The sequence below is a fragment of the Arsukibacterium sp. genome (genome assembly GCF_036735525.1).
Classification (GTDB): domain Bacteria; phylum Pseudomonadota; class Gammaproteobacteria; order Enterobacterales; family Alteromonadaceae; genus Alishewanella.
On sequence record NZ_DAINOE010000039.1, the window covers coordinates 1 to 21,084 of the forward strand.

23 protein-coding genes are annotated in these 21,084 nt (G+C 48.0%); 14 read left to right on the forward strand and 9 right to left on the reverse strand.

Annotation, left to right across the window (positions count from 1 at the left end; translation table 11 throughout):
- Window positions 1-20: 20 nt before the first annotated feature.
- Window positions 21-230: a cold shock domain-containing protein CspD gene (gene cspD / locus V7D78_RS09380; protein WP_333608217.1), complete on the forward strand. Its 210-nt coding sequence runs from the start codon at window positions 21-23 to the stop codon at window positions 228-230.
- 98 nt (window positions 231-328) lie between these two features.
- On the opposite strand, the gene V7D78_RS09385 is transcribed toward cspD, so the two are convergent.
- On the reverse strand, window positions 329-2,557 hold the full coding sequence (locus V7D78_RS09385) for an NADP-dependent isocitrate dehydrogenase (RefSeq protein ID WP_333608189.1): 2,229 nt from the start codon (window positions 2,555-2,557) through the stop codon (window positions 329-331).
- A 255-nt stretch (window positions 2,558-2,812) separates the two neighbouring features.
- Here V7D78_RS09385 and V7D78_RS09390 point away from each other — a divergent pair, with 255 nt between their 5' ends.
- The 6 genes from V7D78_RS09390 (at window position 2,813) to V7D78_RS09415 (ending at window position 8,362) form a co-directional block, all read left to right on the forward strand.
- Window positions 2,813-3,358 carry a pseudouridine synthase gene (locus V7D78_RS09390; protein ID WP_333608218.1) on the forward strand — a complete coding sequence of 182 codons (546 nt, stop codon included), beginning with the start codon at window positions 2,813-2,815 and terminating at the stop codon, window positions 3,356-3,358.
- Between the two features lie 9 nt (window positions 3,359-3,367).
- On the forward strand, window positions 3,368-3,823 hold the full coding sequence (locus V7D78_RS09395) for an NUDIX domain-containing protein (protein WP_333608190.1): 456 nt from the start codon (window positions 3,368-3,370) through the stop codon (window positions 3,821-3,823).
- Window positions 3,824-3,893: 70 nt separating this feature from the next.
- Complete coding sequence (gene mnmA, locus V7D78_RS09400) at window positions 3,894-4,997, forward strand: tRNA 2-thiouridine(34) synthase MnmA (RefSeq protein ID WP_333608191.1); 1,104 nt, start codon at window positions 3,894-3,896, stop codon at window positions 4,995-4,997.
- Window position 4,998: 1 nt separating this feature from the next.
- Window positions 4,999-5,622, forward strand: a complete 624-nt coding sequence (hflD, locus tag V7D78_RS09405) for a high frequency lysogenization protein HflD (protein WP_333608192.1) — start codon at window positions 4,999-5,001, stop codon at window positions 5,620-5,622.
- Window positions 5,623-5,648: 26 nt separating this feature from the next.
- Window positions 5,649-7,019 (forward strand): adenylosuccinate lyase, encoded by a 1,371-nt coding sequence (purB, locus tag V7D78_RS09410; RefSeq protein WP_333608193.1) that lies wholly within the window; start codon window positions 5,649-5,651, stop codon window positions 7,017-7,019.
- Between the two features lie 188 nt (window positions 7,020-7,207).
- The gene (locus V7D78_RS09415) at window positions 7,208-8,362 is read left to right on the forward strand and encodes a ribosomal protein uL16 3-hydroxylase (RefSeq protein WP_333608194.1); all 1,155 of its coding nucleotides are present in this window, start codon (window positions 7,208-7,210) and stop codon (window positions 8,360-8,362) included.
- A gap of 92 nt (window positions 8,363-8,454) precedes the next feature.
- On the opposite strand, the gene V7D78_RS09420 is transcribed toward V7D78_RS09415, so the two are convergent.
- On the reverse strand, window positions 8,455-8,886 hold the full coding sequence (locus V7D78_RS09420; RefSeq protein WP_333608195.1) for a DUF4826 family protein: 432 nt from the start codon (window positions 8,884-8,886) through the stop codon (window positions 8,455-8,457).
- Window positions 8,887-9,118: 232 nt separating this feature from the next.
- On the opposite strand from V7D78_RS09420, the gene V7D78_RS09425 reads away from it, so the two are divergent.
- A complete protein-coding gene (locus V7D78_RS09425) occupies window positions 9,119-10,162 on the forward strand; it encodes a Leu/Phe/Val dehydrogenase (RefSeq protein ID WP_333608196.1) in 1,044 nt (347 codons plus the stop codon).
- A gap of 53 nt (window positions 10,163-10,215) precedes the next feature.
- Here V7D78_RS09425 and V7D78_RS09430 read toward each other — a convergent pair whose 3' ends face one another.
- Entirely contained in the window at window positions 10,216-10,611 is a 396-nt protein-coding gene (locus tag V7D78_RS09430; protein ID WP_333608197.1) for a thiol-disulfide oxidoreductase DCC family protein, read from the reverse strand.
- A gap of 304 nt (window positions 10,612-10,915) precedes the next feature.
- Here V7D78_RS09430 and V7D78_RS09435 point away from each other — a divergent pair, with 304 nt between their 5' ends.
- A complete protein-coding gene (locus V7D78_RS09435; protein ID WP_333608198.1) occupies window positions 10,916-11,059 on the forward strand; it encodes a DUF3096 domain-containing protein in 144 nt (47 codons plus the stop codon).
- Between the two features lie 58 nt (window positions 11,060-11,117).
- Here V7D78_RS09435 and V7D78_RS09440 read toward each other — a convergent pair whose 3' ends face one another.
- The 3 genes from V7D78_RS09440 to seqA all read right to left on the reverse strand — a co-directional run bounded on the left by V7D78_RS09440 (window position 11,118) and on the right by seqA (window position 16,033).
- Window positions 11,118-13,601 (reverse strand): glycogen/starch/alpha-glucan phosphorylase, encoded by a 2,484-nt coding sequence (locus V7D78_RS09440; RefSeq protein ID WP_333608199.1) that lies wholly within the window; start codon window positions 13,599-13,601, stop codon window positions 11,118-11,120.
- Between the two features lie 152 nt (window positions 13,602-13,753).
- Window positions 13,754-15,403: a phosphoglucomutase (alpha-D-glucose-1,6-bisphosphate-dependent) gene (pgm, locus tag V7D78_RS09445; protein ID WP_333608200.1), complete on the reverse strand. Its 1,650-nt coding sequence runs from the start codon at window positions 15,401-15,403 to the stop codon at window positions 13,754-13,756.
- A 9-nt stretch (window positions 15,404-15,412) separates the two neighbouring features.
- Window positions 15,413-16,033 (reverse strand): replication initiation negative regulator SeqA, encoded by a 621-nt coding sequence (seqA, locus tag V7D78_RS09450; protein ID WP_333608201.1) that lies wholly within the window; start codon window positions 16,031-16,033, stop codon window positions 15,413-15,415.
- A gap of 124 nt (window positions 16,034-16,157) precedes the next feature.
- Between seqA and V7D78_RS09455 the strand changes: the two genes are divergently transcribed.
- The 4 genes from V7D78_RS09455 (at window position 16,158) to fldA (ending at window position 18,045) form a co-directional block, all read left to right on the forward strand.
- Window positions 16,158-16,943 (forward strand): alpha/beta fold hydrolase, encoded by a 786-nt coding sequence (locus V7D78_RS09455; RefSeq protein ID WP_333608202.1) that lies wholly within the window; start codon window positions 16,158-16,160, stop codon window positions 16,941-16,943.
- A 73-nt stretch (window positions 16,944-17,016) separates the two neighbouring features.
- Window positions 17,017-17,214 (forward strand): DUF2788 domain-containing protein, encoded by a 198-nt coding sequence (locus tag V7D78_RS09460; protein ID WP_333608203.1) that lies wholly within the window; start codon window positions 17,017-17,019, stop codon window positions 17,212-17,214.
- Between the two features lie 13 nt (window positions 17,215-17,227).
- The gene (gene ybfE, locus V7D78_RS09465) at window positions 17,228-17,500 is read left to right on the forward strand and encodes a LexA regulated protein (RefSeq protein WP_333608204.1); all 273 of its coding nucleotides are present in this window, start codon (window positions 17,228-17,230) and stop codon (window positions 17,498-17,500) included.
- Window positions 17,501-17,514: 14 nt separating this feature from the next.
- Window positions 17,515-18,045: a flavodoxin FldA gene (fldA, locus tag V7D78_RS09470; protein WP_333608205.1), complete on the forward strand. Its 531-nt coding sequence runs from the start codon at window positions 17,515-17,517 to the stop codon at window positions 18,043-18,045.
- Window positions 18,046-18,104: 59 nt separating this feature from the next.
- Here the strand turns inward: fldA and V7D78_RS09475 are convergent, their stop codons facing one another.
- Window positions 18,105-18,620, reverse strand: coding sequence for a DUF4442 domain-containing protein (locus V7D78_RS09475; protein WP_333608206.1), 516 nt, complete (start codon window positions 18,618-18,620; stop codon window positions 18,105-18,107).
- Between the two features lie 152 nt (window positions 18,621-18,772).
- On the opposite strand from V7D78_RS09475, the gene fur reads away from it, so the two are divergent.
- Window positions 18,773-19,207 carry a ferric iron uptake transcriptional regulator gene (gene fur / locus V7D78_RS09480; protein ID WP_333608207.1) on the forward strand — a complete coding sequence of 145 codons (435 nt, stop codon included), beginning with the start codon at window positions 18,773-18,775 and terminating at the stop codon, window positions 19,205-19,207.
- Window positions 19,208-19,274: 67 nt separating this feature from the next.
- Here the strand turns inward: fur and V7D78_RS09485 are convergent, their stop codons facing one another.
- Window positions 19,275-20,201 (reverse strand): electron transfer flavoprotein subunit alpha/FixB family protein, encoded by a 927-nt coding sequence (locus tag V7D78_RS09485; RefSeq protein ID WP_333608208.1) that lies wholly within the window; start codon window positions 20,199-20,201, stop codon window positions 19,275-19,277.
- The gene (locus tag V7D78_RS09490) at window positions 20,201-20,950 is read right to left on the reverse strand and encodes an electron transfer flavoprotein subunit beta/FixA family protein (protein ID WP_333608209.1); all 750 of its coding nucleotides are present in this window, start codon (window positions 20,948-20,950) and stop codon (window positions 20,201-20,203) included. The genes V7D78_RS09485 and V7D78_RS09490 overlap by 1 nt, the downstream gene beginning before the upstream one ends.
- Window positions 20,951-21,084 lie beyond the last annotated feature (134 nt).

The following is a 21,084-nucleotide window of genomic DNA, read 5'->3' on the forward strand; positions in this document are numbered from 1 at the left end:
TAGAGAAGGAAGTAAGTAGTATGGCTACCGGTAAAGTAAAATGGTTCAATAATGCCAAAGGATTTGGTTTTATTCGTGAAGATGGCCGTGATGAAGATATCTTCGCACATTATTCGACCATTAGCATGGATGGCTACCGCACGCTAAAAGCCGGCCAAGATGTTGAATTTGATCTCTCTGAAGGGCCAAAAGGCTTACATGCCGTCAATATCAAACTCCCAGGTGAATAGCAGCACTCTGTGGCCTTAGCAGTACACTCCCGCTAAAAAACAGATAAAAAAAGCAGGCATGGCGCCTGCTTTTTATTATTCAGAAAAATATATCGGAATTACAGCGCTGCTAAAGCGTTGTTTAGCGTAGCACTGGGTCGCATTGCTGCACTTACCAGTGCGTCATTTGGCCGGAAGTAACCGCCAATCTCCACCTGCTTACCCTGCACCTGGTTCAACTCAGCCAGAATTTGCGCTTCGTTGCTGCTCAGGGTGTCTGCCAGTGTAGCAAAGCGCTGTGCCAAGGCTTTGTCAGCATCCTGTTTCGCCATCGCCTGTGCCCAGTACATCGCCAGGTAAAAATGGCTGCCACGGTTATCCAACTCACCGGCTTTGCGACGTGGTGATTTGTCATTGTCCAAAAACAGCGCTGTGGCTTGATCTAAGGTATCCGCCAGTACTTTGGCACTGTGGTTATCGGTGACTTGCGATAAATGCTCCAGCGAGGCGGCCAGCGCCAGGAATTCGCCTAAAGAGTCCCAGCGCAAGTGGTTTTCTGCTACAAACTGCTCAACATGCTTAGGCGCTGAACCACCAGCACCGGTTTCAAATAAGCCGCCACCATTCATCAACGGTACCACAGACAACATCTTGGCACTGGTTCCCAGTTCAAGGATTGGGAATAAATCTGTCAGGTAATCACGTAGTACGTTGCCGGTCACAGAGATGGTATCCAGCCCCTGCTGCATTCGCGCCAACGAGTGACGGGTAGCATCAACCGGAGACATAATTTGAATATCCAGACCAGCAGTGTCATGTTGTTGCAGGTAAGCGTTAACCTTTTTAATCAGCTCGGCATCATGTGCACGCTGGCTGTCTAACCAAAATACCGCAGGGGTGCCGCTTAAGCGTGAACGATTAACCGCCAGTTTAACCCAGTCACGGATAGGCGCATCTTTCACCTGACACATACGCCAGATATCACCGGCTTCTACATCATGGCTAAATAAAGTGTCGCCTTTACTGTTGGTCACTACGACCTTGCCGCCTGCCGATATTTCAAAGGTTTTATCGTGTGAGCCGTATTCTTCGGCTTTTTGCGCCATCAGGCCCACGTTAGGCACTGAGCCCATAGTGCGCGGGTCAAAAGCGCCGTTTTTCTTACAAAAATCAATCGTCTCCTGATAAACACCAGCATAGCAACGATCCGGGATCACGGCCTTAGTATCCTGCAACTGACCATCCGGGCCCCACATCTGGCCTGAGCTTCTGATCATTGCGGGCATAGAGGCATCAATAATCACATCACTGGGTACATGCAGGTTGGTGATACCTTTATCTGAGTTCACCATCGCCATGGCCGGCTTGCTGGCATAGAGCGCAGTAATATCGGCGATTATTGCATCCTGCTCAGCTTGCGGCAGCTGCGATAATTTGGCATACAAATCGCCAATACCGTTATTTACATCGACACCCAGTTTGGTGAAGGTGCTGGCGTATTTAGCAAAAATTTCCTGATAGAACACCTTCACCGCGTGGCCAAACATAATAGGGTCTGACACCTTCATCATGGTGGCTTTTAAATGTAACGAGAACAACACGCCCTGGGCTTTGGCATCGGCAATCTGCTCGGCATAAAAAGCCCGCAGCGCCTTAGCGCTCATCATAGTGGCATCAACCACTTCACCGGCCAACACCGCCACCTGCTGTTTTAATACCTTCACACTGCCATCTGCCTGCTGCAGGCTGATGGTTAAGCTGTCATCGGCAGCAATAGTGGTTGATTGCTCAGAGCCATAAAAGTCACCGGCGGTCATATGGGCAACATGAGATTTAGAGCTGCTGCTCCAGGCGCCCATGCTGTGCGGGTTTTTACGGGCATATTGCTTCACTGATGCCGGGGCGCGGCGATCTGAGTTACCTTCACGCAGTACCGGGTTTACTGCCGAACCTTTAATTTTGTCATAGCGCGCTTTCACATCACGCTCTTGCTCAGTGTTAGCCTCTTCCGGGTAATCCGGCAGCGCATAACCCTGCGCCTGCAATTCTTTGATGGCGGCTTTTAATTGCGGTACTGAAGCACTGATATTCGGTAATTTGATAATATTGGCATCTGGCTGCTTCGCCAGCTCGCCCAGCTCAGCCAGATCATCATTAATGCGCTGCTCAGACTTTAAAAACTCTGGAAAACTGGCAATAATACGACCAGATAACGAAATATCGCGGGTTTCAACTGCCACACCGGCCGCAGCAGAAAAAGCGGCCACCACGGGTAAAAATGAATGGGTTGCCAAGGCAGGCGCTTCATCGGTTATGGTGTAAATGATTTTTGCACTTTCTTTCGACATGTTAGTTCCTGTATGGTATTCGTAAAAATTGCCGGGGATGCGCCACAGCCTTGTGGCAGGCTGCTTTTGTTTAAAACGCAGTAAAATCGAAACGGGCTGATTATAGCGGTAAATTGCGGTTTAACACAAAACTGATTGCAACCGCCAAGCCCATTATCATGTTTAATTTAAGGATCGCTGGTGTCTGAAACCAAGCCTTTACCCAGGAAGCAACATAAGGCTTTTGCCAAAAAAAACAATAGGACTAAGGTCGAGATGCCACTATTGGTACTGTTCAATAAACCTTACGATGTATTAAGCCAGTTTACCGATAACAGTGTGCCGCCCCGAACCACACTGGCAGAGTTTATTTCCTTACCCGGCGTCTACCCGGCCGGTCGGCTGGATCGTGACAGCGAAGGTTTGTTACTGCTGACCAACTGCGGCGACACTCAACACCGGTTAAGCGATCCTAAACATAAAGCCGCTAAAACCTATTGGGTTCAGCTGGAAGGTGAGATTAGCGATGATGCCATCGCGCAACTTGAACAAGGTGTCAGCTTAAAGGACGGCCCCTGCTTACCCGCAGTAGTACAACGTATAGCGCCACCAACGTTATGGCCACGACAGCCACCAGTGCGTTACCGTGCGGCGATTCCTACCAGTTGGATAAGCCTGAGTATCACAGAGGGGCGCAACCGACAAGTCCGACGCATGACCGCCGCCGTAGGTTACCCAACGCTGCGCTTGGTGCGCTGGCAAATTGCTGATTGGAGCCTTGATGAGCTGGCTCCCGGCGAATTTAAAGTCATTTATTTGTGAGAATTCAACATGAGCAGGGATAAACTGCACCTGACGGTGGCAGCAGTAGTGCACTATCAACAACGATTTTTACTGGTTGAAGAACGCGAGAAAGTTACGGCGAAAAGAGTATTAAATCAACCGGCGGGTCATGTTGAGCAGGATGAAGATCTTATCAGTGCCATTAAACGCGAACTGCTTGAAGAAACCGGACTTAGCTTATCGCCCTGCAGCTGGCTGGGGATCTCACAGTTAACCGCCGCGAATGGCCACCGCTATGTAAGGGTAAACTTTGTGTTTGAACCGCTAGTTCTGCCCAAAAGCTATCAGCCTCAAGATGCCGACATTATTGCACTGCACTGGTTAAGTCCTGCTGAACTGGCGGAACATGCTTTGCCAGTGCGGAGTCAACTGGTCATCGATGCCATAGACAATTACCTTGCGGGTGTTCGGTTGCCGCTAAATCTTATTCAGGGGCCCGCTTAACGATTTTTCCACGGGGAATTTGGTGCTATAATCCGCCACTTGTTTTTTCAACCAAAGTCAGTGCGGTGTAATGTCACAGAACAGCAACAAAAAAGTCATCGTTGGCATGTCCGGCGGTGTCGATTCTTCTGTATCAGCCTATTTGCTGATTGAGCAGGGCTATCAGGTCGAAGGCCTGTTCATGAAAAACTGGGAAGAAGACGACAACGAAGAGTTTTGCGCCGCAGCCGCCGATATGGCCGATGCCCAGGCCGTCTGTGACAAGCTGGGCATAGTGCTGCACAAGGTGAATTTTGCCGCGGAATACTGGGATAATGTGTTTGAATACTTTCTGGCTGAATATCAGGCAGGGCGCACACCTAATCCCGATATTATTTGCAATAAAGAAATTAAATTTAAGGCCTTTCTCGAATTTGCCGCTACCGCCTTAGGCGCCGATTACATTGCCACCGGCCACTATGTGCGTCGCCGTTATCAGGATGGTCATTGGCAAATGCTGCGTGGTCTGGATAACAATAAAGATCAAAGTTATTTTTTATACACGCTAGCCGAGCAGCATCTGGCGCAAACGCTGTTTCCAATAGGCGAGCTGGAAAAGCCTGCGGTACGCGCCATTGCCGAGCAGCAAGGGTTAATTACGCACGATAAAAAAGACTCCACCGGTATTTGCTTTATTGGTGAGCGCAAATTTAAAGACTTTTTAGCCCAATATTTGCCGGCCCAGCCCGGTGATATTGTCAGCATCGACGATAAGCAGGTGATTGGCCGCCATGATGGCCTGATGTATCACACGCTCGGGCAGCGTAAAGGCTTGCGTATTGGCGGCCTGCGGGATGGTGGTGATGAACCCTGGTACGTGGTCGCTAAAGATTTACAGCTTAATCAGCTGTTGGTGGCGCAAGGACATGATCATCCGGCGTTGCTATCTAAAGGGCTGATTGCCGGTCAATTACACTGGGTGGATCGCACTGGCCCGCAGCAGGCGATGACCTTAACCGTTAAAACGCGCTATCGCCAGACTGATATTGTCTGCCTGGCTACCCCGCAGGCGGATGGCCGGCTGCATGTACAATTTATCGAGCCGCAAAAAGCCGTAACCCCTGGACAGTCTGCGGTATTCTACCTGGACGAGGTTTGTCTGGGCGGTGGCATTATAGAAAAGGCCCTTACCTGAGATGCAAAGCTCGCTTTCTACCCAAATTATTGCAATGGCTGGCTTATGTCAGGCCGTAAAACTGGTGCAGTGCTATGCCCGCGCCAAGCCCTGCGAGCAAGCACAATTAGCGCGCTGCTTAAGCACTGTTGTTAACCTTAACCCGGATACACCTCATGATGTGTATGGCGGTGAGCTGCATTACCTGGAAGATGGCCTGCAGCTGATTAAAGAGCAGTTAGGTGATGGCCCGAAAAAAGATGTGGAATTAACCCGCTACATCGTCGGAGTGCTGGCGCTGGAACGGCGTTTGAACAAAGCCCCTGGCAATATGGCCTCATTGGGTGAGCAATTATCACAACTTGAGCGGCAACTGCAGCACTTTAGCATTACAGACGACAATATTCTGGCGCGGCTGGCCGATATTTATACGGATAATATCAGCAGCTTAGGTGCCCGCATTCAAATTTATGGTGAGCCGGAGCAATTAAAACAAAGCGCGGTGCAACATAAAGTGCGGGCGCTATTATTGTCGGCCGTGCGCTCAGCCGTGCTGTGGCGCCAGGCAGGCGGTAGCCGGCTACATTTTATTTTTAAACGACGTAAATTACTGGCCGCCGCGCAAGCAGCGTTATCCAGTATCTGATAACGCACTATTACTCAGGAGTTTTCATGGAACTTAATGCCCTAACCGCAATTTCGCCGGTAGATGGCCGTTATGGTAGTAAAGCCGCTGCCTTGCGCCCGATTTTCAGCGAGTTCGGTTTAATTAAATACCGGGTCACCGTTGAAGTGCGTTGGTTACAGCAATTGGCCGCCGAACCCAAAATTACTGAAGTGCCTCCGCTTTCCGCGCAAGCCAATGCCTTACTTGACAGCATTGTCAGCGACTTCAGCCTGGCGGATGCCCAGCGCGTAAAAGATATAGAACGCACCACTAACCATGATGTGAAAGCGGTAGAATATCTGCTGAAAGAAAAAGTGGCAGCCAATGCTGAATTAAACGCGATCAGCGAGTTTATTCACTTTGCCTGTACCTCGGAAGACATTAACAACTTATCGCATGCACTCATGCTGCACGATGCGCGGCAACAAGTGCTATTACCTGAGTGCGATGCGCTGTTAGCGGCCATCAAAGCACTGGCCTTAGAATTAAAAGCTGTGCCTATGATGGCCAGAACCCACGGACAACCCGCCTCGCCCACTACCATGGGTAAAGAGATGGCCAACGTCTATGTGCGTTTAAAACGCCAGCGTGAGCAAATTGCGGCAGTAAGCCTGTTGGGTAAAATTAACGGTGCTGTCGGTAATTATAATGCCCATTTATCAGCTTACCCTGATCTGGACTGGCATGCGTTTGCCGAGCGTTTTGTCAGCTCGCTGGGTATTAGCTTTAACGCCTACACCACGCAAATTGAACCCCATGATTATATTGCCGAGTTGTTTGATGCCATTGCCCGCTTTAACACCATTTTGCTCGACTTTGACCGCGATGTTTGGGGTTATATTGCCCTGGGTCACTTTAAGCAAAAAACCGTGGCAGGCGAAATCGGTTCATCCACCATGCCGCACAAAGTGAATCCTATCGACTTTGAAAACTCTGAAGGTAACCTGGGTATTGCTAATGCGTTGTTTAACCACCTATCCGCCAAGTTACCGGTATCACGCTGGCAGCGCGATCTGACCGACTCTACCGTATTACGTAACTTAGGTGTGGGTTTTGGTTATACGCTTATTGCCTATCAGGCCAGCTTAAAAGGCATCAGCAAACTGGAAGTAAACGAAGCCAATTTACGCGCTGAACTGGATGCTAACTGGGAGCTGTTAGCCGAGCCGGTGCAAACAGTAATGCGCAAGTATGGCATTGAAAAACCCTACGAAAAGTTAAAAGAACTGACCCGCGGTAAGCGGATCAGTGCAGCAGATTTAGCGGTATTTATTGACGGCCTGGACTTGCCCTCGCAGGTGAAAGCCGAAATGAAACAGCTAAGCCCGGCCGGTTATATTGGAGATGCAGTGCGGCTGGTGGAGTTATTGGACTAATTGCTTTTATTTTAGATGCAGCCCCGATGTCGACTGCGAGAATCGGATTGCTTTAAGCCAAGTCTTGAAGGCATGGATGCCTGAATGAAGCCTACAGGGATGTATTTACGGCGGCTTGGTGTAAGCAATCCGGTTTGAAGCCTCAACAATACTGATTGTAACAATCCACGCCTTTAGCAGGTCATGCTATGTACAGATTAGAATTTGGAAATATCACCCTTGAAGATTTTATGCAGCAGTACTGGCAAAAAAAGCCCCTGCTAATAAAACAAGGTTTTAAGCAGTTTCAGGACCCGCTCAGCGCAGACGAACTGGCCGGCTTAGCTCAGGATGAAGACATTGAGTCGCGCTTGATCCAATGCCATAACGGCGACTGGCAGCTCGATACCGGGCCTTTCAGCGAGTTTAGCGGCTATGGCGAACGTGACTGGACCTTACTGGTACAGGCGGTGGATCACTGGCATCAGCCGGCAGCGGCTTTGCTGGAGCCCTTTCGCTTTATGCCCAACTGGCGCATTGATGATCTGATGGTCAGCTTTTCTACTCCTGGTGGCGGTGTTGGCCCTCATTTAGATCAATACGATGTGTTTATAATTCAGGGTGAAGGTAAGCGGCACTGGCGGGTCGGCATGCCAGATGCCAGCCTGCAAACACTGTGTCCGCATCCGCGCTTATTACAGGTAACGCCTTTTACGGCCTGTATTGATGTGATAATGCAGCCGGGTGATATTTTGTATATCCCACCAGGCTGCCCGCATGAAGGCATCTCTGTTGAAAACAGCCTGAACTATTCAGTGGGTTTTAGGGCGCCGGCGCAAAAAGATTTACTGACAGGCCTGGCAGACTATTTACTGGATAATGACCTGAACGGCAACCGCTTCAGTGATGCCGGCCGGCTTTTAAACCCGGATGTTGGCGCACTGCAAAAGGGTGATTTACAGCAGGTTAAGCAGCTATTGCAGCAACTGGTCAGTGATGAGCAGCTGTTACCACTATGGTTTGGCCAATATATCAGCCGCGCCAAACATGAGCTGGATCAGCAAGAGCCCGACCCACACTATGGATTGGATGATTTAGCTGAATATCTGGAAGATGGCTCGGTGTTGGCAAAACTCGGTGGGCTGCGCTGTGTATACCATCAGGCAAGCGCCAGTGACGATATCGCCCTCTTTATTAATGGTGAGCAAATTACACTGCCACCCGAGGAGCTGCACACCGCCCGGTTACTCTGTGAGTATGCGCGTTTAGATGAGGACCAGTGTCGACACTTTACCCAGCTCGCGCCCAGGTTATCACTGCTACTTAGTCTGATAAATCAGGGTTACTGGTACTTTGAAGAATAAGGCTTAAAAGCTTATCAAGGCATAAAAAAACCGCAGTGACTAAAGTGAAGTAACTACGGTTTTTTATTTTTTTGTACGCTAAAGCTTACAACTTATTCAGCCGGTTGCCATAACTGCTCGTTATCAAACAACTCATACAACCCCTGTGCCCGAGCGACCAGCAGATCCGCAAAATCCTGTTGGGTTTTATCCGTAATGCCGGCGTTTACAATTTGCTCAGCTTTTAACTGCCAGCGCAGCGAGAATGAACGCATCGCTTCACGTGCATCAGCCGCACCACTATATGCCATATGGTCGGTGGGCAAATCACCGCTGATCACCCAAAAGGCTTCACGCGCTTTAGTGTTAAGCTTCCACAACGCCACTAATGGCGGCAGGTAACGGCTTTCTGATACCGCAACATTGTCAGGTAAAATACCCTTAGTAGCCAAATATTCATTGGCCTTTTGAAATTGCGTGCGGATCCACTCTACCCGCTGCTCTTCGGTAAATTCTGTTTCAGCTTGAGTTAACTGCTCACTCATTGTCAAATCCTGTCATAACCAGTGTTAAATAGTGCCGATACTTTATGTGAGCAGGGCCTGACAATCAAGCGTAAAAATTATTGTCGACAATCCACTGGTCTGATCAGAGTTTATTTTTGGGCATATCTGGCGTAACCCAGACCGAAATGATACATTCCGCGGCGCAAAATTTGCTGTAGCACTCTCACTTTACGCCAGTGCCAGCCTGCCAAAAAATCGAGGGAGAACCGTCGTGGCTGTATTTAATCATCCTGAATTTGACCATCATGAACAAGTGGTATTTTGTAGCGATCAAGAAATTGGCCTAAGAGCCATTATCGCTGTGCACAGCACCCGCTTAGGCCCGGCAGTCGGTGGTTGCCGCTTGTGGGATTACGCCACTGACGAAGCGGCCATTGTTGATGTATTACGTTTATCACGTGGCATGACCTACAAAAATGCGGTAGCAGGCCTGCCACTGGGCGGCGGTAAATCAGTAATTATTGGTAATGCCAAAACCATTAAATCTGAGCAGTTATTCCGTGCTTTTGGCCGTATGTTACATCGCTTAGGCGGCAGCTATTATAGCGCCGAAGATGTCAATATCACCACTGGCGACATTATGCAGGTCTACAAAGAAACACCTTATGTTGCTGGCCTCGAAGGCAAAAGCGGCAACCCGGGCCCTTTTACTGCACTGGGTACCTATAAAGGCATTAAAGCAGCAGCTAAGCATCAGTTTGGCAGCGACGATTTAGCCGGTAAGGTCGTCGCAGTACAAGGTCTTGGCAGTGTCGGCTTTTACTTGTGTGAGCACCTGCACAAAGAAGGCGCTCAATTGATTGTCACCGATATTAATCCAGACGCCATTGCCCGTGCCGAAGCGCAGTTTGGCGCAACGGCTGTCGGTTTAGACGACATTTACGCTGCAAAGGCCGACGTTTACGCCCCTTGTGCGCTGGGTGCCACCTTGAACGATATCACCATACCGCAGCTGCAAGCTAAGATTGTTGCCGGTTGTGCCAATAACCAGCTGCAGCAAGCCCGTCATGGCAACATGCTGCGCGAGCGCGGTATTTTATATGCGCCAGATTATGTGATTAATGCCGGTGGTATTATTAACGTGGCCTGCGAAATGCGCCCACAAGGATATAACGCTGAAGAATCTACAGCCAAGGTAAATGAAATCTACAGTACCTTGCTGGACATTTTTGCCAGAGCCGATGCCGAACAGCGCCCTACCAGCGAAGTCGCTGATCTCATGGCGCAGGAAATAATCGCCCGCGGTAAAAAATAGAGTTAAGCACCATACAAAAACCGCAGCCTGCTCAGTGAAGAGGCTGCGGTTTTTTATAAACCAACAAAGCGGTCTTTCACTGCCGCTGTGGGGATCATGCAGCTGGATTTTTTACCAAAAAGCGCATATCTGTGGCGTGCAAAAATGCCATAACACCAATCTCTGACTGGCCTGGGCACGACTTTACACACTTTAAATAAATACCAATAACCGCTAAGCTCGCCTGCTATCTGCAATGCGGCATCAGAGCGCACATAAGCCTGGCCATCTTTAATCAATAGCAGCGTATCGGTATCCAGCGTGCTGATGCCATGTAAACGTAAGTTTTGCTGGCCAAAGTCACTTTGCATTGGTGTAAAAACAAAAATAGCAGTCGGATCGCGGGCAATAATAAAATGTACTGCCGCATTGCAAAAATGGCATACACCATCAAATACCACTAATTGCATTTTGATTGTAAATACACGAAAAAAAACGAATAACTATCCGGCATAGTGCTCAGTTCCGTATTACAGCATGACAAGTTCATGTTTACTCGCCTTATAATTGTTTGGTTCATCCACTAAAACACGCAAATCAGACCAGGCAGGACACGAGCAGAGGCACTTTATAAATAAAGTGCCCTGGATAACGCTTGGCCAATTATAGCTGCTGGCAAATAAATCCGGCGCTTTTTAATGCGTTGCTATAATCCCAGTGCGGGCGCACAATGCTTTAGCTAACCCAATAAAAGTATTATAAAAGGATAAAAATATGACGCTGCATCTTGAGCTAATCCCTGTGCTATCAGCTATTGCCGGTGTTCTGATATTAATCAGGCCCAAGCTCTTAAATTATGTTGTGGCTATTTATCTCATCGCCGTAGGTGTTATTCAGATCTTTGGCTTGAAATTTTAAATGCCTCCGGCCTTAGTATTAAAGAATAAGGCCTGCTATTGCAGGCCTTATTATTAACTTAGCGTTTTATCTGACAAGGCGTCAGTTTCCACACCCGACTGACGTAATCCTCAATAGAACGATCTGAGGTAAACTTACCGACAGACGCTGTATTCATTATCGCCTTTTTCGCCCACAGTGCTTTATCACGATACCAGCTATCGATCTTTTGCTGAGCCGCCACATAAGACTCAAAATCAGCCAAAACCAGATATGGGTCGCCGCCATCTAACAGGCTGCGCTTAATCGCCGCCAACTCACCGGGTTTGCCAGGGGTAAAGTAGTCGGTATCCAGCCAGTCTAGAATGGCTTTTATTTCCGGGTTCTGATGGTAAAACTCATGGCTGTTATAACCTTTGGCATGCAGCGCTTTTACTTCATCTACCGTTAAACCAAAAATAGCAATATTGTCAGCACCCACTTCTTCGGCAATTTCAATATTGGCGCCATCCAGCGTGCCTACGGTAATAGCCCCATTTAACGCCAGCTTCATATTACCAGTACCTGAGGCTTCTTTACCGGCGGTAGAAATTTGCTCAGACACATCTGCTGCAGGGATCATTTTCTCGGCTAAGGTGACCCGGTAATTGGGCATAAAAACTACTTTCAAACGGTTTTTAACCCGCTTGTCATGATTAATTTTTTCACCAATTTTATTAATGGCGTAGATAATTTCTTTTGCCAGTTTATAGCCGGGTGCCGCTTTGGCGCCGAAGATAAACACCCGAGGCACCATATCGTAATCCGGGTTTTGCAAGATACGACGGTACAGCGCCAAGATATGCAGCAAGTTAAGATGCTGCCGTTTGTACTCATGCAAACGCTTAATTTGAATATCAAAAATAGCATGCGGATCAATATCAATATGCGTCAGTTTTTTTATTACCTGCGCCAAGTCAGCTTTATTTTGCTGCTTTATCGCCATAAAACTGTCCTGAATTTGCGGATCATCAGCAAATTGGCCAAATGCTGACAATTTTTTCAAATTCAGCGGCCAGTCGGTGCCTACCTTTTCATCCAGCAAGGCCGATAATCGCGGGTTACAGGCTTTCAGCCAGCGCCGTGGTGTTACGCCATTAGTCACATTAGTAAATTTGTCTGGCCACAGCGCCACCATCTCAGGGAACAAGTCAGATTTAACTAATGTTGAGTGAATTTCGGCCACACCATTGACTTTAAAGGAACCTACTACTGATAAATGGCCCATTCTGACCATAGGATCGTGGCCATCTTCAATAATAGATAATTTGCGCTTTTTATCGTTATCACCAGGCCATAACACGTCGACCTGCTCTGTTAAGAAACGACGGTTAATTTCATAAATAATTTCGATGTGCCGTGGCAGTACCTTTTCAAATAAGCGTACCGGCCATTTTTCCAGCGCTTCAGGTAATAAGGTGTGGTTAGTATAAGCAAAAACCTGCTGACACAGGGCCCAGGCGTCATCCCAACTCATTTCAGCGCGGTCGATTAAAATGCGCATCAGCTCAGGGATCGCCACAGCTGGGTGAGTATCATTTAACTGAATGACTACCTGCTTGGAGAAATCACTCCAGTCATCACCATGGCTGCGTTTATAGCGGCGGATAATGTCTTTCAGTGAGCAGGAGCAAAAAAAGTACTGCTGAATAAGGCGTAGCTCTTTACCGGCATCGGTTTCATCATTCGGGTACAACACCTTAGAGATGGTTTCTGCTTCAATATTTTCACGCGCCGCATCAATATAACCGCCAGAGTTAAACACGTCCCAGTTAAAAAAGTCACTGGCGCGACTTTCCCATAACCGTAATACGTTAACTGAGCTGCCGTTATAGCCCACTACCGGGATATCCCACGGCACCCCTTTGATAATGCGGCCCGGGTGCCAGACTTTTTTCATTTTTCCTTGTAAGTCGTATACGGTTTCTACATAACCGTATACCGAAATTTCCTGCACCGATTCTGGCCGGCAAATTTCCCAGGGGTTACCGTATTCGCGCCAGCTGTCAGGTCGCTCTATCTGGCGGCCATCTAAAAAGCTCTGCTGAAATAAGCCATTCTCATAATGAATACCATATCCAATGGCCGGATAATTCAGTGTGGCCAAAGAATCAATAAAACAGGCTGCCAGTCGGCCTAAGCCACCATTACCCAGCGCCATATCTTCTTCCTGATCTTCAAGATCAGCAATATTCAACCCAAGCTCCGCCAAGGCTAATTTAGCCTGCTCGTACAAACCTAAATTATGCAAATTGTTGCTAAATAAGCGGCCCATCAGATATTCAAGGCTGAAATAATGCAAGGCGCGGGTATTTTGCTGATAATGGGTACGTTGGGTATTACGCAAACCATCATATACTTGCTCGTTGACCGCAGCGCAGGTGGCGCGCCACCAAGCCTGACTACTGGCTTTGTTAACGTCAGTGCCTAGCGAGGAATGCAGATGCTTAACAATTTTTTCTTTCAGTTGTTCGGTGCTATTGGCCGCGGCAGCTTTGCTGGCCGCAAGAGATGGTTTCTTCATGGTCAATCCTGCTAATCTTCCGGCAAACCGGAATTAAATTACTGTTGAATGTAGGAATATTACAAAAACAATACCCTAATTGCCGCGTTTTAGCAAAGAAAAAGGCTGCATCCGTAATAAAATTACGGAACAAATGCAGCCTGTTCAGATGTTTAAAGTGAACTGAATACGTTTTCAACAAAGGCTCTAGCGTCCAGCTCTAACTGTTGCAAATGCGCCTGATCAACGAAGCTTTCCAGATAAATCTTATAGGCGTCCTCAGTACCAGAGGGCCTTGCGGCAAACCAACCATTTTTAGTGGTGACTTTAACTCCGCCAATATCTGCCTGGTTGCCAGGTGCTTTAGTGAGCACTGCCAGTATAGGATCGCCTGCCAGCGTGCTTTGCTTAACACTACTGACATCCAGTTTTTTCAGTGCCGCTTTTTGTGCTGCACTGGCCGGGGCATCTAAACGCCGGTACAAAGGGGAGCCCAGCTCTTTGGTTAACGCCTGATATTGCTGATAAGGGTCTACGCCGGTTTTAGCCAACATTTCAGCCGCCAGTAAGCCCAGAATAATGCCATCTTTATCGGTTGACCAGACAGTGCCATCTAAACGCAAAAAGCTGGCACCGGCACTTTCTTCACCGCCAAAAGCAATGCTGCCTTTGTGTAAACCATTGACAAACCACTTAAAGCCGACCGGAACTTCCTGCAAAATGCGGCCACGGGCTGCCACTACCCGGTCAATCAGCGCACTGGAGACCAGGGTTTTGCCTATCGCCAGACTTTGCTGCCAAAGCGGGCGATTGGATAATAAATAATTAATGGCCACGGCCAGATAATGGTTCGGGTTCATCAGGCCACCACTGCGGGTAACGATACCATGGCGGTCAAAATCCGGATCATTGCCAATGGCGATATCAAACTGATCTTTGAGCTTAATTAAATTCGCCATGGCATAGGCTGAAGAGCAATCCATACGGATTTTACCGTCTTTATCTAACGGCATAAAAGTAAAGGCCGGATCAACCCGCTCATTGACCACGCTAAGATTCAGACCATAACGCTCGGCAATGCGCGGCCAAAATGCGATACCCGAGCCGCCTAAAGGGTCAACACCAATACGGATGCCGGCTTTAGCAATGGCGGCCATATCAATGACGTTTTCCAGGTCATCTACATAATGCTGAATATAATCAATCCGCTGGCAATAACCTGATTGCAGTGCCAACGCATAAGGCATCATTTTAACGCCATTTAAATCTTTGGCCAGTAACTGATTGGCTCGTTGCTCTATCCAGTCTGTGACATCTGTATCGGCCGGGCCGCCGTGTGGCGGATTGTACTTAATGCCACCATCTTCAGGGGGGTTGTGTGAAGGCGTAATAACAATACCATCGGCCAGCTGCGAAGTTGCGCCGGCGTTCTGAGTCAAAATAGCGTGCGAGATAACCGGCGTTGGTGTATAGCCAAAATCCTGTTGAATACAGACCTGAATATTATTGGCGATAAGCACTTCAAGCGCGGTGGCAAAAGCCGCTTCTGACAAGGCATGGGTATCTTTGCCTAAAAATAGCGGTCCCATTATACCGGCCTGTTTACGATAATCAGCAATGGCCTGGCAAATCGCCAGCACATGCGGTTCGTTAAACGAACAGCTAAGGGCACTACCGCGATGACCTGAAGTACCAAAACTGACTTTATGGCTGCTATGTAGCTGTACATCCGGCTCCAGCACATAGTAAGCCGTCATCAGCCGGCAGATATTAGGGAGCAGTTCGTTCGGCACCGTCTGGCCGGCCAAAGGATGTAAAGACATAGGCTTTCCTTATAATAAATCGCGAATTCGTTCGGCGTCCTGTTCACTATACCCCAGTTTTATGGCAGTTTCTGTTAGCATCATTTTTTTTCTGGTGGTATTAGAATTGGTGATCACCCAATAAGGTGTATTCGGGATTTGCTTGGGATTAGTGCTGCTGCCACTTTCATTCAGCTCAGCGGCAGAAGAACCGAAATACAACCGGTTGCGGCCTTTAATGTCCAACACTTTATTAAACTGCTTTTTGTGCACCCGAGCTAATACTGACAATAAATATAAAAAGCGCCCTACTACACTGGATTCGGCTTGTAAGTCCTGACGACTGACTAAATCGAACACTGAACCGGCTGACATCGGCTCAATTGCTTGCTTTGACGTTTGTGTTGAGTATGTCTCAGTAGCTTGCTCAGCCGTTTGTGCTGGCTTTTGCGCTGTCGTTTGCACGGCCACGTCTTGATCAACCTTGTCTGAACTTAAGGCTGGCTCAGTCTTGAGCACTTTGTTTATCGTTGTTTGGCCATCTGCAGGCAGTAACAGTCGACGTAGGATATCTGAAGCACTTTCACCAATTTGCTGGGTCTGGCCAGCAATGTAGTGGTATAAATCGTCGTCTATTTCGATGGTTTTCATATATTTATTCCGTCGCGATTAAGTGAGCCCATTATATAAAGGCTTTGCCACTGACGCCAGCGCCATCCTTTGCTAAAATGCCGCTAATCTTTTTGCCGCATGTTAAAATAAGAGCAGTCACCTGATGATATTACATAGTCAGTGTAGCGGCCAGGGCCCGGATCTGGTGTTAATCCACGGCTTGTTTGGCAGTTATGAAAATCTCGGTGTCATTGCCAGAGCGCTGAGTGATGCTTTTCGCATTATCAATATTGATGTGCGCAATCACGGCCGCTCTGACCATAGCGAGCACATGAATTATGCGCTGATGGCTACTGATGTCGCTGACACCCTAGATGCGCTAGGCGTAAGTCAGTGCGCCATGCTCGGCCACTCAATGGGTGGCAAACTGGCCATGGCGTTTGCCCTGCGCTACCCAGAGCGGGTGACTAAACTTATTTTGGCCGATATTGCGCCGGTGGCCTATCCGCCTCGTCACAATGCGGTTTTTGCCGGTTTGCAGCAGGTGCAACTAGCCAGTATCACTAGCCGCAGCGATGCCGATAAACAATTGGCTGCGCATATTAACGAGCCCGGCGTGCGGCAATTTTTACTAAAAAGCCTGGATAAAACTGAGCAGGGCTTTGCCTGGCGTTTTAATTTAGCAGCCCTTAAGGCTAATTATCCGGCACTGATTGGTGACGAACTGAGTAATAGCGTTGAGCACAGCAATACACCGGCACAGTTTAATGGCCCAACTCTATTTATTAAGGGCGGCGACTCTGACTACATCTTAACTGAGCACCGGCCGGCTATTATGGCGCGTTTCCCAAATGCCCAGGCCAAAATCATTCAGGGAACCGGCCATTGGCTTCATGCTGAGAAGCCCGCCGCCTTTAGTAAGTTAGTCCGTGATTTTTTATTGAGCTAGCGCACTAAACCTTTAGCGGTTTTGTGCTATAGTGCGCGCACTTTTTTTCCGGTTCAACAGGCGTAATGGCGATATGAGTGTAGAGCAGTTCGAAACCATAGGGTTATGGCTGGGTCTGGCCGGGTTATACCTGTTTATCGTATTAGCGATCCGCGATGTTCTGAAAAAAAGTCAGGCACCTAAATTGGGGCAAGCTTTTGTCTGGCTGGTGCTGTTTTTATCACCGCTGGTATTTGTGGTGAAGACGGTGATGCAGTATTTTTTAGAATAACAAGGTTAGATTAATGGCCAAAATTGCCACTGATCGCACCACTATAGACTTGTTTGCAGCAGAAAAACGGCCTGGCCGGCCTAAAACCAACCCCTTGCCCAGAGCGGAGCAACTGCGGTTAAATAAACGCAATCAAGTCAGGCGCGATCGTACTAAGGGGTTAAAGCGTATTGAATGCAAGGTGTCTGCCGAGTTGTGTCAGCAACTCGACATCGCCGCAGAAGCGGCCAGCATGACCCGCAGCAACTATATTGAATATCTGTTACAACAGGCTCTGATTAAGTAAGAAGGCTAGCACGCATGGCAACTGTAGGAATTTTTTTCGGTAGCGATACCGGTAACACTGAACATATCGCCAAGATGATCCAGAAAGAACTGGGTAAACAATTGGTTGAAATTCGCGATATCGCCAAAAGCAGCAAAGAAGATATTGCCGGCTTCGATTTATTATTACTGGGTATCCCCACCTGGTATTACGGTGAAGCACAGTGCGACTGGGATGACTTTTTCCCGGAGCTGGACAACATTGACTTTGAAAACAAGCTGGTCGCAATTTTTGGTTGTGGCGATCAGGAAGATTATGCCGAGTACTTCCTGGATGCCATGGGTACACTGCGCGACATCATTGAGCCTAAGGGCGCTATCATCGTCGGCCACTGGCCAACGTCCGGCTATAACTTTGTCGCCTCCAAAGCACTGGCTGATGACAGCCACTTTATTGGCTTAGGTATTGATGAAGACCGCCAGCCGGAGCTGACCGAGCAACGGGTTAAACAATGGTGTAAACAGGTGTTTGAAGAAATGAGCCTGGCGGAATTTGCTAATTTATAACTCCGCTTAGATTCAATTTAATCAAAAAAAGTAGCCATTCTGGCTACTTTTTTTGGCCGTCATTTCTTGTTTTCTGTCTGTTGCAGAGCCGTTTCCAGTGCAGCGTCCTCTGCCCTGTATTGCATTTTTTTGCGGATATATACAGTGCGGTTTACCTCTGCCACCACAGTGTGCTCAGCATCTTTAATATGCACTACAAATTGTGGAAAATATTTATTACCGTTAGCAGTGGCCGCCTGGATCTCGGCTAAGCTGTCATCGGTCAGCCAAAACTCCGCCGTTAAGCGGCTTTTTCCGGGTTTTAAGTAATTAATGTCGGCCTCTTTGTCCCACACCCAGTATTCTTTGCCCAGCGCGCCCATCAACATTAACGGATAAATAGGATCGGTCATCGCATACATGGTGCCACCAAACTGGCTGCCATTAATATTTCTGGTCCAGGGCCGCCATTTCAGCTCTACCCTGGCATAACGATAATCTTCGGCGAGTTCGGCCACTTTAATACCACTGAATAAAAAAGGCGGCCAAAAATTTAATAAGTGCCGCATCACTTGCGGTTTAAATGCCCAACGCATAATAACTCCTGGTATGACCTGTTAAGGCTATTGTACGCAAGCATTGGCCTAACTCAAAGCTTGATAGGCTAAAAACTGCCAGCCACAAGCATTTCAATCTCGGCCTAATGCCTTTATAATCAATTCACCTTCTGTTTTAGTACCGAGATGTTATGACTGATCACAATAGTGAATTACGCAAAGCCGGCCTTAAAGTGACCTTGCCGCGAGTAAAAATCCTCGAGATTTTACAGGACCCTGCACATCAGCATATCAGTGCAGAAGATGTCTATAAGCTGCTGTTAGATTTGGGTGAAGATATTGGCCTGGCCACGGTATACCGGGTACTAAACCAGTTTGATGACGCCGGTATTTTAACCCGCCATCATTTTGAAGGTGGCAAATCGGTATTTGAATTAACCGGTAATAGTCATCACGACCATTTAGTGTGTTTAAAATGCGGAAAAGTTATTGAGTTTGAAGATGAAGTGATAGAAGCCAAACAATTGGAAATTGCTGATAAACATGGCATTAAGCTCACGCACCATAGCTTATATTTGTATGGTGAATGCACTAATCAGGCTCAGTGCAAGCATAACCAGTCTTAAACTTTAGCGTTTATCAGTGACAAAAACGCCAGCATCATGCTGGCGTTTTTTTAGTTGACGGCGGCAATTACAGCGCGGCTTCCAACTCAGGCAGCACAGTAAATAAATCGGCCACCAGGCCATAATCAGCTACCTGAAAGATAGGTGCGTCGGCATCTTTATTGATGGCCACTATCACCTTAGAGTCTTTCATGCCGGCCAGATGCTGAATAGCCCCGGAAATACCCACGGCAATATAGAGATCAGGCGCGACAATTTTACCCGTCTGACCTACTTGCATATCGTTTGGTACAAAACCGGCATCTACCGCAGCACGTGATGCACCAATAGCGGCATTTAATTTATCAGCAATGCCATTTAACAGCGCAAAATTCTCGCCATTTTGCATACCACGGCCACCTGAGATAATGACTTTGGCTGCTGTAAGCTCAGGACGCTCTGATTTTGTCAGCTCTTCAGCGACAAAACGTGATAGCTGTAAATCCGTCACCGTAGTTATCGCTTCAATAGCAGCACTGCCGCCCTCTGCAGCGGCAGCAAATGCCGAGCCGCGTACAGTAATGACTTTAATCACATCTGCCGATTGCACGGTAGCAATAGCATTACCGGCATAAATGGGTCGTACAAAGGTATCAGCACTTTCTACGGCAATGATATCTGACAACTGCGCCACATCTAATAAGGCAGCGACGCGTGGCAGCATGTTTTTACCGCTAGTGGTCGCGGCCGCTAAAATATGACTGTAATTTTTGCCCAGTTCAGCGACAAGGGCAGCAACGTTTTCTGCCAGTTGATGGCCATAAGCCGCGTTATCGGCTACTAACACTTTGCTGACGCCGCTAATAAGGGCAGCGGCATTTGCCGCAGCGGCACAATCACTTCCTGCTACTAACAGGTGAATATCGCCACCAATTTCACTGGCAGCCTGCACCACTTTGTGGGTGTCTGGTTTAAGGGCACTATTGCTGTGCTCGGCAATTACTAAAATCGTCATCAAATCACCTTTGCTTCATGCTTTAATTTCTCTACCAGCTCGGCGACAGATTCAACAATCACCCCTGCCGAACGACTCGCGGGCGCCGTTACTTTTAAGGTACTGACTTTAGATGCCAGCTCCACGCCAAAACTGGCCGCATCTTTAACATCCAGCGGCTTTTTCTTCGCTTTCATAATATTGGGTAAAGAGGCATAGCGTGGTTCATTTAAACGTAAGTCAGTAGACACCACCGCCGGTAAGCTCAGCTCCACGGTTTGCAAGCCTCCGTCAATTTCACGGGTCACCTGCACGCTTTGCGCGCTGACATTGACTTTAGAGGCAAAGGTGCCCTGGCCCATACCGGTTAAAGCGGCCAGCATTTGCGCCGTTTGGTTGTTATCAGAGTCAATCGCTTGCTTACCCAGGATCACCAGTTGTGGCTGCTCTTCAGCGACTACTTTAGCCAATAATTTAGCAACCTGAAGTGAGTCTAGGTTCAGCTCAGTGTCAAGCTGTATAGCGCGATCCGCGCCTAACGCCAGTGCGGTACGTAACTGTTCCTGCACCGCCTTGTTGCCGATAGAAATGACCACCACTTCCGTAGCAATGCCAGCTTCTTTTAAACGCACGGCTTCTTCTACTGCAATTTCACAAAAAGGGTTGAGTGCCATTTTGACATTGGCCAAATCAACCGCGGTTTGATCGGCTTTCACCCGAACTTTTACGTTGTAATCAATAACCCGTTTTACCGGAACCAGTATCTTCATAAGAGCCTCTGTAGATGCAGTAAACCCGATGCTTTTGTCACAAGGTTTACGTTGGGGTAAAGCCAGAATGTGTTATGCTGCACAATCTACTTACTGTTGACGTTAACGTCAACCTGCAATACCCTTATCATCAG

Excerpts from the sequence above, each read along its gene's own strand:
- V7D78_RS09390 (WP_333608218.1), top strand. The coding sequence starts at position 2,813 with ATGCCACTATTGGTACTGTTCAATAAACCTTACGATGTATTAAGCCAG.
- pgm (WP_333608200.1), bottom strand. The coding sequence starts at position 15,403 with ATGTCTTTACATCCTTTGGCCGGCCAGACGGTGCCGAACGAACTGCTC.
- fldA (WP_333608205.1), top strand. The coding sequence starts at position 17,515 with ATGGCAACTGTAGGAATTTTTTTCGGTAGCGATACCGGTAACACTGAA.
- V7D78_RS09475 (WP_333608206.1), bottom strand. The coding sequence starts at position 18,620 with ATGCGTTGGGCATTTAAACCGCAAGTGATGCGGCACTTATTAAATTTT.
- purB (WP_333608193.1), top strand. The coding sequence starts at position 5,649 with ATGGAACTTAATGCCCTAACCGCAATTTCGCCGGTAGATGGCCGTTAT.
- V7D78_RS09490 (WP_333608209.1), bottom strand. The coding sequence starts at position 20,950 with ATGAAGATACTGGTTCCGGTAAAACGGGTTATTGATTACAACGTAAAA.
- V7D78_RS09455 (WP_333608202.1), top strand. The coding sequence starts at position 16,158 with ATGATATTACATAGTCAGTGTAGCGGCCAGGGCCCGGATCTGGTGTTA.
- mnmA (WP_333608191.1), top strand. The coding sequence starts at position 3,894 with ATGTCACAGAACAGCAACAAAAAAGTCATCGTTGGCATGTCCGGCGGT.
- V7D78_RS09395 (WP_333608190.1), top strand. The coding sequence starts at position 3,368 with ATGAGCAGGGATAAACTGCACCTGACGGTGGCAGCAGTAGTGCACTAT.
- fur (WP_333608207.1), top strand. The coding sequence starts at position 18,773 with ATGACTGATCACAATAGTGAATTACGCAAAGCCGGCCTTAAAGTGACC.
- V7D78_RS09460 (WP_333608203.1), top strand. The coding sequence starts at position 17,017 with ATGAGTGTAGAGCAGTTCGAAACCATAGGGTTATGGCTGGGTCTGGCC.
- V7D78_RS09440 (WP_333608199.1), bottom strand. The coding sequence starts at position 13,601 with ATGAAGAAACCATCTCTTGCGGCCAGCAAAGCTGCCGCGGCCAATAGC.
- V7D78_RS09415 (WP_333608194.1), top strand. The coding sequence starts at position 7,208 with ATGTACAGATTAGAATTTGGAAATATCACCCTTGAAGATTTTATGCAG.
- hflD (WP_333608192.1), top strand. The coding sequence starts at position 4,999 with ATGCAAAGCTCGCTTTCTACCCAAATTATTGCAATGGCTGGCTTATGT.
- V7D78_RS09385 (WP_333608189.1), bottom strand. The coding sequence starts at position 2,557 with ATGTCGAAAGAAAGTGCAAAAATCATTTACACCATAACCGATGAAGCG.
- ybfE (WP_333608204.1), top strand. The coding sequence starts at position 17,228 with ATGGCCAAAATTGCCACTGATCGCACCACTATAGACTTGTTTGCAGCA.
- cspD (WP_333608217.1), top strand. The coding sequence starts at position 21 with ATGGCTACCGGTAAAGTAAAATGGTTCAATAATGCCAAAGGATTTGGT.
- seqA (WP_333608201.1), bottom strand. The coding sequence starts at position 16,033 with ATGAAAACCATCGAAATAGACGACGATTTATACCACTACATTGCTGGC.
- V7D78_RS09435 (WP_333608198.1), top strand. The coding sequence starts at position 10,916 with ATGACGCTGCATCTTGAGCTAATCCCTGTGCTATCAGCTATTGCCGGT.
- V7D78_RS09485 (WP_333608208.1), bottom strand. The coding sequence starts at position 20,201 with ATGACGATTTTAGTAATTGCCGAGCACAGCAATAGTGCCCTTAAACCA.
- V7D78_RS09430 (WP_333608197.1), bottom strand. The coding sequence starts at position 10,611 with ATGCAATTAGTGGTATTTGATGGTGTATGCCATTTTTGCAATGCGGCA.
- V7D78_RS09420 (WP_333608195.1), bottom strand. The coding sequence starts at position 8,886 with ATGAGTGAGCAGTTAACTCAAGCTGAAACAGAATTTACCGAAGAGCAG.